Source organism: Microcoleus sp. AT3-D2, from assembly GCF_036705715.1.
Lineage (GTDB): Bacteria > Cyanobacteriota > Cyanobacteriia > Cyanobacteriales > Microcoleaceae > Microcoleus.
The window spans coordinates 84,191-97,134 of record NZ_JAUBVE010000003.1 but is presented as its reverse complement, the minus strand read 5'-3'; the positions used below and the strand labels follow the sequence as shown (position 1 = coordinate 97,134).

At 43.7% G+C, this 12,944-nt stretch carries 8 protein-coding genes; 5 read left to right on the top strand and 3 right to left on the bottom strand.

All coding sequences use genetic code 11. The features are described from left to right. Positions 1-442: 442 nt before the first annotated feature. The gene (locus tag QUB44_RS02610; protein ID WP_333362743.1) at positions 443-1,324 is read right to left on the bottom strand and encodes a Cof-type HAD-IIB family hydrolase; all 882 of its coding nucleotides are present in this window, start codon (positions 1,322-1,324) and stop codon (positions 443-445) included. A gap of 373 nt (positions 1,325-1,697) precedes the next feature. Between QUB44_RS02610 and QUB44_RS02605 the strand changes: the two genes are divergently transcribed. The 4 genes from QUB44_RS02605 (at position 1,698) to QUB44_RS02590 (ending at position 10,582) form a co-directional block, all read left to right on the top strand. Continuing rightward, positions 1,698-7,226 (top strand): ATP-binding sensor histidine kinase, encoded by a 5,529-nt coding sequence (locus QUB44_RS02605; protein ID WP_333362740.1) that lies wholly within the window; start codon positions 1,698-1,700, stop codon positions 7,224-7,226. 48 nt (positions 7,227-7,274) lie between these two features. After that, positions 7,275-8,687, top strand: coding sequence for an adenylate/guanylate cyclase domain-containing protein (locus tag QUB44_RS02600; RefSeq protein WP_333362737.1), 1,413 nt, complete (start codon positions 7,275-7,277; stop codon positions 8,685-8,687). A gap of 142 nt (positions 8,688-8,829) precedes the next feature. After that, complete coding sequence (locus tag QUB44_RS02595; protein ID WP_333362733.1) at positions 8,830-10,050, top strand: heparan-alpha-glucosaminide N-acetyltransferase domain-containing protein; 1,221 nt, start codon at positions 8,830-8,832, stop codon at positions 10,048-10,050. 307 nt (positions 10,051-10,357) lie between these two features. Next, positions 10,358-10,582, top strand: coding sequence for a DUF433 domain-containing protein (locus tag QUB44_RS02590; RefSeq protein ID WP_333362730.1), 225 nt, complete (start codon positions 10,358-10,360; stop codon positions 10,580-10,582). Positions 10,583-10,584: 2 nt separating this feature from the next. Here the strand turns inward: QUB44_RS02590 and QUB44_RS02585 are convergent, their stop codons facing one another. Continuing rightward, positions 10,585-10,725, bottom strand: a complete 141-nt coding sequence (locus QUB44_RS02585) for a hypothetical protein (protein WP_333362727.1) — start codon at positions 10,723-10,725, stop codon at positions 10,585-10,587. 132 nt (positions 10,726-10,857) lie between these two features. Here QUB44_RS02585 and clpP point away from each other — a divergent pair, with 132 nt between their 5' ends. Continuing rightward, positions 10,858-11,466 (top strand): ATP-dependent Clp endopeptidase proteolytic subunit ClpP, encoded by a 609-nt coding sequence (gene clpP / locus QUB44_RS02580; protein WP_006635758.1) that lies wholly within the window; start codon positions 10,858-10,860, stop codon positions 11,464-11,466. Positions 11,467-11,679: 213 nt separating this feature from the next. On the opposite strand, the gene QUB44_RS02575 is transcribed toward clpP, so the two are convergent. Continuing rightward, positions 11,680-12,678, bottom strand: coding sequence for a hypothetical protein (locus tag QUB44_RS02575; protein ID WP_333362724.1), 999 nt, complete (start codon positions 12,676-12,678; stop codon positions 11,680-11,682). Between the last annotated feature and the right edge of the window lie 266 nt (positions 12,679-12,944).

The window sequence follows — 12,944 nt, the reverse complement described above, 5'->3', positions numbered from 1 at the left end:
GCCGCCCCCCCGGCAGCCGCCGACTCAAAAAACAATTTTTGGAAAAAGTATTGACACAATTTACTGAGTCAGCTATATTGATGGACGTGTGAGGAGCGAACCAGAAGAAGCACCGAGACGAAACACGGCCAGTCGTCGGTGCTTTTTCTGTTGAAAGGCATTTTTAAACTATTGTAGGGACACGGCATTGCCCATTATTGGTGTCAACTTAACGCCAAACCCCTTCAGAGACTACTGTTTGACGATTAAGGCCAGATCCCCCCTAGCCCCCCTTAAGAAGGGGGGGACAGGAGTCTTCTCAAAGTCCCCCTTCTTAAGGGGGATTTAGGGGGATCTAGACTTTGCCTAAAACCCAGATTTCTCAGGGGTTTCAGGCTTAAGTTGACACCAATGGGAATTGCCTGTCCCTATAATATTGGGAAAATTATTATTGCTACAAATATCAACGATCGCCCAAAACAAATTGTTCGATCGCAGCCGCCACCCCATCTTCCTCCACATCCGGCGCCACCCAATCAGCAGCAGCCTTCACCCCATCAGGAGCATTGCCCATCGCCACCCCTACGCCCGCGTAGGCAATCATTTCTACATCATTAAAATTGTCGCCGATCGCCATCACATTCGCCGCCTGCAAACCCAAAAGTTCCTCCGCTAAATACTGCACGGCATCTCCCTTATTCGCCGAAGGATGCGTAGCTTCAAAAAAAGTAGCAACCGATTGAGTCAAATAAAGCTCCGCAGGCGTGTAGCGCTGCCGCATACTGCTGAGCAAGCCGTCGAGTACCCCTGGATTCTCGCACAAAGCCAAAACTTTCGTCGGTTCCCCCGGAATATCTCGCCGCAAATCTTTAATCACAATTGGTTCAATGCCCGATCGTTCGGCATAAATTCGGGTAGCTGCGGTAATTTCCGGCACGTAAAGTTGGTCGTCAATGTAGAAATGGATCGAAAGGAGCGATCGCAAATGCGCTTCTTCAAAATAATCTAACAGTTGCAGAGCAGTTTTTTTCGACAGCGGCAAGTGTCGCAGCCGTTTTTGAGTAGCGTGATCTTGAATCCATGCACCCTGGTAGCAAATCAGTGGCAATGTTGAGCCGATGTCGCGGTGAAAACGCAAAGCTGAGCGGTACATCCTGCCCGTAGCGACGGCTACTTTCACTCCCCGTGACTCGGCAGCCAAAATTGCCTGCTTGACTGGTTCTCGGATGGTATTTGACAAACCTGCGATCGTGCCGTCTATATCCACTACCAGCAATTGAATGTCTGCGGTGCCAAAAGCGCGATCGGTCGCATTAGCTGGATTTGAGGCAGTTATATTCTGCATGATTTTTTTAGATTTTAGCTGTTGATTTGCACGCACCCGTTTATTTTGGCACTGGCGGGATAGCAAAGTGCGACTTCTGATTTTTTGAAGACTAAAATATAGATAACTAAATAAGCGACAAAAAAAGTATCTAGGAGGACTCTTTAGGGATGGATTTAGCTAAGCTATATAATAGTAGCCAGTTTACTGCCGTAAAAACCGCACTCGACCGACGATGTGTATTTTCACTTACTTAATAATACTTGTGACCAAAAAGAATGCAACTCTAAGCCCGCGATCCAAACCCTCATATCATCAATCATTCCCAATCTAAAATCTAAAATCTAAAATCTAAAATTGTATAGCCGCATCTTTGAAATTACCCCTAACTATCATGATTTCTATTCCGGGATACCGCATTGACGGAGAACTTTATACAAACCCTCACACAGTTATTTATCGAGGTCTGCAGCTTGAGGAACAAAAACCCGTTATCCTCAAAACTCTCACGCCGCCATACCCTAGCCCAGCGCAAATATCCCAACTGCTGCACGAATCCGAAATTCTTAAAAATTTGAATATCCCCGGAATAGTCAAGCTTTACAAAATAGAAACATACAATCACTTTCCGGTTTTAGTTTTAGAAGATTTTGGTGGGATTTCCCTAAAAGACTTTCTCAGCAACAACCAGCTAGAGTTACAACAATTTCTGCATATTGGCATCAAACTAGCAGAAACTCTTGGGCAACTCCACGAACACCACATCATCCATAAGGATATTAAACCCAGCAATATTATTGTCAATATCGAGACAGGAGATGTCAAGATTGCTGATTTTGCGATCGCCTCCCTGCTACCGGGCGAAAACCCCGCCCCCAGCCATCCCCATTTACTCGAAGGCACTCTCGCCTATATGTCTCCTGAACAAACGGGACGCATGAATCGGGCGATCGACTACCGCACCGATTTTTATTCTTTAGGCGTCACCTTTTATGAGATGCTTTGTGGCGAATTGCCTTTTCAGGCGATCGATCCCATGGAATTAGTACACTGCCATATTGCCAAAACGCCCGTTTCTCCTTGGGAAAACAGAAAGCAAAAAGTAGAAAGCAGAAGCATCGAAGGCAGAATCAATCAAGTAGGAACCAAGGAGATTCCTCAAGTCGTTTCCGACATCGTCATAAAACTCTTAGCAAAAACAGCAGAAGACAGGTATCAAAGTGCTTTCGGACTTTTGTATGACTTGGAAAATTGTCTCGATCAACTGCAAACTACAGGCGCAATTTCCCACATAAGCCTCGGCGAGCAAGATCAGTCAAGTCACCTGCAAATTTCCCAAAAATTTTACGGGCGAGAAGTAGAAGTTAATATGCTTCTCAGTATCTTCCAGCGGATGAGGCGGGGCAATACAGAAATCGTACTGATTTCTGGTTATGCAGGTGTGGGCAAATCGTCGTTAGTATATGAAGTTTACAAGCCGAGTCGGCGGGAAAACGGGTATTTTATTGACAGCAAATTTGAGCAATTTAAGCGCGATATTCCCTACGCTTTTTTGCTCCAAGCTTTTCAAGATTTGTTGCGGCAAATTTTCACAGAAAATGCTGCAGAAATTCATGTTTGGAAAGAAAAAATTTTAAAAGCACTCGGCGGCAACTGCCAAGTAATTATTGAAGCTATTCCCGAAGTAGAACTAATTGTCGGGCCGCAGCCCCCCGTCCCAGATTTAGGAGCAAATGAATCTCAAAATCGCTTGAATTTAGTATTTCAAAACTTCATCCGCGTCTTTGCTCAAAAAGAACACCCACTAGTAATTTTCCTGGACGACTTGCAGTGGGTCGATTCAGCATCTCTCAAGTTAATAGAACTGCTAGCAACTGACCTGGAAACTCAATATTTATTAATAATTGGAGCTTATAGAGAGCAGGAAGTAGATGCAAATCATCCCCTAATGCTGACCGCCGAAGCCATTAAAAAAGCAGGTGGCACTGTAAGGGCGATCGCCCTTTCGCCTTTAGATATAAGCAGCGTCAACCAATTCGTTGCCGATACTTTGAACTGCGCCCCCGAAAAATCCCTAAGTTTAGCAGAATTGCTGTTGCGAAAAACCGCTGGAAATCCATTCTTTTTAACACAATTAATAAAATTTCTTTACTCAAAAAGTTTGATTCAATTTAAACTTTCACCCTCGAATAATGTGGTCGAGCTAGCTAAACCTAACCTGTCGGGCTTAGCGCAACCAATCTCAGAGCCAATTGTGAAAAAATGCCATGTCACAGGCGAGTGGCAGTGGGATATCGAACAAATACAAGAAATGGGAATAACTGACAATGTTGTAGAATTAATGATAGATAATATTCAGAAACTTTCAGAGAATACTCAAGAACTGCTTAAATTAGCCGCTTGTATCGGGAACAAATTTGATTTAAAAATTCTCTCAACACTCGCCGAAAAACCTCTGGCGTCCGCAGCAACAGACCTCAGTGAGGCACTTCAGTCCGGTCTGATTTTGCTCGTGAATAACGCCTACAAAATTCCGATCGCACTAGCAGCAAGCACAGAAGTAACCGACACAATATCTAGAGACTTTACCGATGAATTTTCCCTACCAGTGGCTGATGTTTTGAGCGCAACTTACAAATTTTTGCATGAGCGAGTTCAGCAAGCAGCTTATGCTTTAATATCCGATAATCAAAAACAAGAAATTCATCTAAAAATAGGCAATTTTTTACTACAAAATGCACCGCCAGAGCAATTAGAAGAGCATATTTTCGATACAGTAAACCAACTAAATTCAGCAAAAAAAATCCTCAGCAGCCAATTAGAACAATTTCAATTATGCCAATTAAATTTAATTGCAGGCCGCAAAGCAAAAGCAAGTGCGGCTTACGAACTTGCCCTGAAATATTTAACCGCAGGTATTGAACTGCTGCCCCCCGAAAGTTGGCAAACTGACTACGACTTGACTCTTGCACTCTACGAGTCAGCAGCAGAAGCTGCTTACCTCAATACCGACTTTGAACCAATGGAAAAATGGGCGACAATTGTCCTGCAACACGCAAAAAATGAACTAGATAAAATCAAAGTGTTTGAAATCAAAATCATAGCTTGTGCGATGCAAACAAAACTCCAAGAATCGGTAAAAATTGGTCTGGAAGCACTAAAAATGTTAGGAATCAACTTTCCAGAATCGCCGATTCCCCTCCACATTCAGCAAGCACTGGTTAAAACAGCAGCTTATTTAACCGACAAACAAATAGAAGATTTAATTAACTTGCCGATTATGACAAATCCGCACAAATTAGCAACTATGCGCGTGCTTTCCAGTATGTTGTCAGCTACATTTATAGTTGAACCTGTGCTGTTGCCGCTGATTGTGTGCGAGCAAGTGAATTTATCTATTAATTACGGAAACTCTACTTTTTCTGCCTTTGGTTATGCTAATTACGGAGCAATTTTAAAAGGAATAGTTAGAGATATTGAATCGGGCGATCTCTTCGGTAAATTAGCTTTAACTTTGAGCGATAAATTAAATGCGTTAGAATTCAAAAGCAAAACGCTTAATTTAGTAGCATTTATTTTGATGAACGGCAAGCATCACGTTAAAGAATCTTTGCCACTATTAGAGGAGGCTTATCAAAGCGCGCTAGAAAATGGGGATTTAGAATGTGTTGGATATGCAGCGGTAAATATTTGTCAGTCTTTGTATTTCATCGGTCAAGAATTGCCACAACTGGAACGGAGAATGGTAAGTTACAACCATTTGCTGTTTCAACTCAAACAAGAAACTGTATTGACTTGGAATCAAATATATCGGCAAACTATTTTGCAACTGATGGGAAAATTGGAAAGTCCACACCTTGTATTAGGTGAAGCATACAGCGAAGAAAAATTGTTGTCGCTGCTGTTGAAAGCTAACGATCGGGTGGGATTACAGCACTTTTATTTGCAAAAATTAATACTAGCGTATTTATTTGGAGATACCGCTACAGCGCTAGAAAATGCAGCGCAAGCCGAAGTATATTTAGACGGAGTTGCAGGCTTTATTAATGTTTCCGACTACCAGTTTTACGATTCTCTAGCCCGCCTAGCAGCCTATCCATCTGCCATAAATGAGGAACAAGAAGAGCATATTTTTTACGCTGTCAGTAACCGGAAAAAATTGCAACAAAAAGCGTTTTTTGCGCCTATGAATCTTCAGCACAAATGCGACTTACTTACGGCAGAAAAAGCGCGTGTTTTGGGCAATGTGGTGAGAGCAATGGAATATTACGATCGCGCAATTGAAGGAGCCCAAGAAAACGGATACATACAAGTACAAGCAATAGCAGCAGAATTGGCGGGAGCATTTTATCTATCGATAGGACGAGAAAAAAATTCTAAAACTTACTTGACAGAAGCGCGTTATTGCTATCAGCGCTGGGGAGCAACAGCCAAAGCAGCGCATTTAGAATCGAAATACTCGCATTTGCTAACTTCAAGCTCGATTTCAACTAATATTGAAACTCACAAATCTACCAGCAGCGCTTCCACTACGAAGGACAGTGCAGGCGTGCTAGACTTGACCACAGCAGTTAAAGCATCGCAAACCTTAGCCGGGGAAATAGTTCTAGACAAACTGCTGGCAAAAATGATGAAAATTGTTATTGAAAATGCCGGGGGGCAAAGAGGCTTTTTAATACTAGAAAAAGAGGGTAAATGGGTGATTGAAGCATCAGGATCTGTAGATGTCGATCGCGTTGCTGTCATGCAATCAATTCCGATAGATTTTGTAGCCGAAGATCGAGAAGTAACTTTGCTGGCAGTTGCAGTTGTGAATTACGTCGCCCGCACCCAGGAAAGTATAGTTTTAAACGATGCCAGCCGCGAAGGACAATTTACTCGCACACCCTATATAATGGCAGTTCAACCTAAATCAATTCTTTGCACTCCGTTAATTAATCAAGGCCAACTCACTGGCATTCTATATTTAGAAAACAATCTGACTACAGGCGCTTTTACACAAGACAGGTTAGAAATATTAAAACTGCTGTCTTCTCAAATTTCTATCTCCATCAAAAATGCCCAACTTTACGCCAACTTGCACCAATTCAATCAGAATCTCGAAAATTTAGTACAGCAGCGTACCTCCGAGCTCTCCCAAACTTTAGAAGACTTAAAATCGGCTCAAAATAAACTGGTAGAATCGGAAAAAATGGCTGCCCTCGGAGGGTTGGTTGCAGGTGTTGCCCACGAAATCAATACTCCCATCGGCATCGGCATCACCGCCGCCTCCTTGCTTGCTGAAAAAGCCACAAAGTTTTTTGAGGTTTACAGTAACGGCCAAATAAAACGTTCTGAGTTAGAAAAGTTTCTGGATACCGCCGTGCAAAGCAGTAATATGATCTTATCTAACCTCACGCGGGCAGCCGACTTGATTCACAGTTTTAAAGAAGTAGCTGTAGATCAGTCGAGCGAGTTAAAACGCACGTTTAATGTTGAAAACTATCTAGAGGAAATTTTGACATCCTTAACCGCCAAACTAAAAAGAACTAAGCACAAAATAGAGATTAAGTGTGATGAAAATATAGTCGTGGACAGTTACCCCGGCGTAGTGTGTCAAATTGTGACAAATCTAGTGTTGAATTCCCTAATTCACGCCTACGATGGAGAAGACGCAGGAGTTCTGGCTTTTGATTTCAAACTAGAGGGCGATCGGCTAATATTTGAATATGCCGATAACGGCAAAGGAATTGATCCAGAAAATCTCAGTAAAATTTTTGAACCGTTTTTTACCACCAAAAGAGGTCAGGGAGGCACGGGATTGGGACTGCACATTATTTATAACCTTGTTACTCAAAAACTAAAAGGCACAATTAGCTGCACAAGTCAAGTAAATAAAGGAACAAGATTTATGATTGAATTTCCCGCTAAAATGAGCAGTTAGTTATTAGACCGCCAACATGGATATAAGTTTTATATAGGAGAACGATATATGTCAGAAGCTAGTAAAAACCTGTTGGCTGCAGGCGATGACGAATTAATCGTGGCGGGGGACGATGAATTAATATTTGCCGAGGAAGAGGAGGCGGAAGAAAAACCGCTAGAAGAAAGTTGGAAAATCTTAATTGTAGATGATGAAATAGAAATTCATAATATTACTAAACTAGCCTTAAACGATTTTAAATTTGAAGGTAAGAGTATAACATTTATCAGCGCTTACTCAGGAAAAGAAGCTAAAGAAATAATTCAAAATAACTACGACATAGCATTGATTTTACTCGATGTAGTTATGGAAACAGAAGAAGCAGGCTTGGAAGTAGTTAAATACATCCGCGATATTTTAAATAATCAAATTGTGCGAATTATTTTACGCACTGGACAGCCCGGACAAGTACCAGAAGATGTAGTAATTGTCAGCTACGATATCAATGATTATAAAACCAAAACAGAACTTACTAACAAAAAATTATTTACCACAGTTGTCACAGCACTGAGAGCATTTAGATCGCTCAATCAAATCGAGTCCAGCAAAAGCGAACTCGAAAAAATTGCAGCCGCATCAGCCCGTTTTGTACCCCGTGAATTTTTAAAGTTTCTCAAAAGAGAAAGCATCGTTGATGCCAGACTAGGAGACTCTGTACAAGCAGAAATGACGATTATGTTTGCCGACATTCGCTCATTTACAAGTCTGTCAGAAAGTATGTCTCCCCGAGAAAACTTTGAATTTCTTAACTCTTACTTAAGCCGAGTTGGCCCAGTTATCCGCGAGTACAACGGTTTTATAGATAAATATATTGGTGACGGGATTATGGCTTTGTTTCCTAACAGGGCTGAAGATGCTGTGCAAGCAGCAATTGAGATGCAGCATCAAGTGAAAATTTATAACAGACACAGGCAAAACAGTGGCTATCAACCTATTTCGATAGGGATTGGTTTGCATACGGGGACTTTAATGTTAGGTACGATTGGCGAAGCGGAACGAATGGAAAGTACGGTGATTTCTGATGCGGTTAATTTAGCTTCCCGCGTGGAAGGATTGACAAAGCTTTATGGAGTTGCTATTGTAGCTAGCGTCCAAACCCTTTGCCGGATAGACGATCCTCAACATTACAAGTGTCGGTTTCTCGATCGCGTTCAAGTAAAAGGAAAACAAACACCTGTTGCTGTATTTGAAATTTACGATGGCGACTCCCCTACAATGATCGAACTAAAAGCACAAACTCAAACTTATTTTGAACAGGGAATTTTTTTTCACTACCAGCAGCAATTCGCGCAAGCAAGGCAAATGTTTCTGCGCGTTTTGCAAATCAACAAGTATGATAAGGCAGCATCTTTTTATGCAGAACGCTGCGATATGTTGATGAAAAATGCAGTCATTATGACTCTGGAAGGAATAGAGATATAGGGAATAGGGCATGGGGCATGGGGCATGGGGCATTGGGCATTGGGCATTGGGCATTGGGCATTGGGCCGAAAAGAATTAGGAAATGGGCATCACCTAAGATAGTGAACAGTGAACAGTGAACAGTGAACAAATAACTTAATTTATGCGCTTCAAATCTCTTGATGTTTTTCGCGGAATTGCGATCGCCTCCATGATTTTAGTCAACAACCCCGGCAGTTGGGAACAGGTGTATCCGCCACTAGAACACGCAGAATGGCACGGCTGTACGCCGACAGACTTAGTATTTCCCTTTTTCCTGTTCATCGTTGGCTGCGCGATGTCTTTCTCGCTGTCTAAATATCTTCAAAATTATCCAAAAACCGGAATAGAAACCTCAAAAATCACACAAACAAAGGAAAAATCTGAATCCGGCAAAAACCCTCTTCCTTCTTCCTTCTTCCTTCTTCCTTCTTCAAATATTTACTGGCGAATTGCGCGCCGCGCCGCGATTCTATTTATATTAGGATTGCTGCTAAATACATCTTCGATCGCCCTTGACGTACTTCTCAACAACGCCCCAGTGGAAAACTTCGGTAAAATCCGCATCATGGGAGTATTGCAGCGCATCGGCTTAGCTTACTTTATCAGTGCGATCGCCATTCTCAACCTTTCCCCCCGCAATCAAAAACTGCTCGCTGTTGCCGTACTTTTGGGCTATTGGGGCGCACTAACCGTATTTGCTGTAGGGGGGTACACTGCCGGCGAACTCACGCCAGAAGGGAATCTAGGAGGATATGTCGATCGGCTAATTCTCGGTAGCCAACACCTGTACAAAGGCGGCCCCTTCGATCCAGAAGGATTGTTGAGTACCTTACCCGCAGTTGTCACAGTCCTCACAGGCTACTTTACCGGAGAATGGCTGCGAGTACAGCAAATCAAAACCCGCACCAGTATCAACTTAGCAATCTGCGGCCTCAGTTGCGTGGTAATCGGACACTTGTGGGGATTTTTATTTCCGATCAACAAACAACTTTGGACAAGTTCTTATGTAGTTTTTACTGCTGGTTGGGCCTTGCTATTGCTAGCAGCTTGCTACGAAACAATTGAAGTGCGAAATTGGAAATGGGGGAGACCGTTTGAAATCATGGGATTGAATGCTATTTTCCTATTTGTGGCTTCCGGTATAGTCGCCAGAATCCTTTTGAAAACTCATATCGGTACTGGTGCAAATGCTCCAACAACCTACACTTGGATTTATGAAAACTGGTTTGTGCCTTGGGCGGGACCGCTGAATGGTTCTCTAGCATTTGCCGTGACAGCGGTATTATTTTGGTGGTTAATTTTGTATGGAATGTATCGCCGTGGTTTGCTGATTAAAATTTGAGAAGCAGGACTGAGGTAGGGGGCCAGAAACCGGGCTTTTTACGAGAAGACGCATTACAGCCCACAAATTCGGTAAAAAACCAGGTTTCTTTAGTCGGAGTACGTCATATCAAATCCGGTAGCATCGTCCTGTATTCATCTCTGTATTCTCTCCCTCTGCGTTCTCTGCGCCCTCTGCGGTTAAATCATTCCGATACAACCGGAAACGATATCAGTCCTGAATACTGCCATACCTGATAATTCACCGATTAAAGTTTCAGCTTTGATAGAAAAAATTCATGCGATGGAATTCCAGTGGGGATTTAGCGATGGAAACTAACATATCGTTCGAGCAAAGTGATACCTGGAGTGAAGAAGATTGTCTTGATGTCACAATCTTTTCTTTGCAATACGCAGCTACTATCTTTCATAGCGACCCCGATATTTTAGGGGGAAATCTTGTGTTAATCGGCACTCGCGTCCCGATGAAGACTGTGCTTGATTGTCTCGAAGTTCGTGATTCGCCCTGCGGAGTTTCTAGACCATTTTCCTAGTGTCAGCCGCGATCGAGCGATTTGAGTTCTGGCAATGATACGATCGCCACATAACAACATTTAACGTTTATTGATGTCCGCTTCCTCAACATCGATCGCCTGCGGGATCGGAAATCCGATCGCACCCCCGCCACAATTTCCACAAATTAACGCCCCAACCCCGCCCAGCTAAAGGATTTTGCCGATTTCTCGATCGCCCGCCACCGATCGCTAACTATAACTGAGCCCTAATCGCTAAAATTAAAAAAAGATACGTAATAGGCAGGCAGGCGTCAATGATCCCAACAGTTATAGAACAATCCGGTCGCGGCGAACGCGCCTTTGACATTTACTCGCGACTCCTGCGCGATCGCATCGTCTTCTTGGGCCAACAGGTTGACTCAGACTTGGCTAACCTGATCGTTGCCCAATTGCTATTTTTAGACGCCGAAGACCCGGAGAAAGATATTTACCTCTATATCAACTCCCCAGGGGGTTCGGTAACAGCAGGTATGGGCATTTTTGACACGATGAACCACATCCGCCCCGACATTTGCACTATTTGTCTCGGTTTGGCAGCCAGCATGGGCGCTTTTCTGTTGAGTGCCGGCGCTAAAGGCAAGCGGATGAGTTTGCCTCACTCCCGGATTATGATCCACCAACCTCTAGGCGGAGCTCAAGGACAAGCAACCGATATTGAAATTCAGGCCAAAGAGATTTTGTACCACAAACGCCGCCTGAACGAACATCTTGCCAACCATACCGGTCAGCCGCTTTCTCGCATTGAAGAAGATACCGAACGGGATTTCTTCATGTCCGCTGAAGAAGCAAAGGACTACGGATTAGTAGATCAAGTGATCGATCGCCGTCCTTCCGCCAGCCGCCCGATCGCCGCTGTCGTCTAAATGAAAAATTAAAAATCAAAAATGAGGAAATATTCTTCATTTTTGATTTTTAATTTTTAACAGTCATATAGCAGTTTTCAGTGGAGTGAATTACAGATCGTGGGGCGCCTGATACGGCGTCATAGTTAAGTCCTTACTGTATTTTATACAATTGAAAACTGCTATATGTAGCTTTTTCTCCAAAAACATCACACCTAGAAACCTACATAATTACTAGGGCAAAGATTCGAGATATTGCAGGAAGTCGAGCAATTCTACTTGATTTAAGAAATGGCGCGCTTCTTTGCCATAACCTTGTTTGAGATAATCTTTTCCTTGGTTGGCTGTCCAGCCCAACCGCTTGATTTCCTCAGTGGTTCTGCTGTAGATTTCCAGATATTCGAGGAAATCTACCAACTCTTCCGTAGAAAGCTCTCTCTGAGACGACTTGCCGTAATTTTGTTCGAGACAGTCGCTTTCCTGTTTTTTCTTCCATTGCAGGCGTTTGAGGATGGCGTCTATTTGGGCGATCGTATCAGAATTATCCTCGATCGCATCGCTGGGGATTCCCACTGCGATCGGTTGCAATTCCCTGACTTCAGCCGCACCCTGTAGCAGTTCACTTTGGCTAGAAGTCGGCATCTCCAGTTCCGTGATCGGTTCGCCGTAGCTAGAAGAAAGCCAAGCGTCCGAGTCTAACTGCTTTGGTACAAACCCAGTAGCCTCCGTCCGATCGACCGTTGGCGGCAACGGTTCCGGTACAGGTGCGATCGGCTCTTCATTTAATTTCGCTTCAGTCTTGACAAAATTGCTTTGATCTGTTTCCGGCAATTTGTCAGCAACAGGCATTTCTAGAACCGGAAGAGGAACACTTGTCGGCCCAACAGGAACCGGAACCGCAGGAGGAGGGGGAGGGGGAACAGCAGCAGCCGGGGAAACGGCAGGAGGAGGGGGAACAGCAGCAACCGAAGCAACCGGAGCAACCGGAGCAACCGGAGCCGGATCAACAGTCGCGATCGCACGATCGGGCGCAGCAGATCCAAGGACAGCGATCGCTCGCAACCGGGCGCGGTCTTCAGCATCCTCAACAGACTCAGCAGCCGACATAGCCGTAGCAAGAGTTTTGCCGTCAACCTGAACCAGACAGCGAACAACAAACTTACCGTGATGAACAGTCAGCAACTCACAAATTAACTGTCCAGCGGGATAAAGGGCGCGAAATTCAGCAAACATAATTTTTTGACCCCGAAACCAGAAGGGGCTTATGACTTAAGTGTAGTACAGCCCTGAGAAAACAATTTTCTGAAAGCACATATTCAACATACAATAAATTAAAGGTGAGTCATCCGCGCAACCTTTCACGCCACTAAACCCCCTCCCACATCCGGCAGTTTAAGCTAACAAGCACCGGGCGTCATTTCTACCTATAGGAGATGGCACAGCAACTAAGCAAAAGTAGTAAAAGTCTCCGGTTTTGTGTACCTTGCACTTTCTACAGC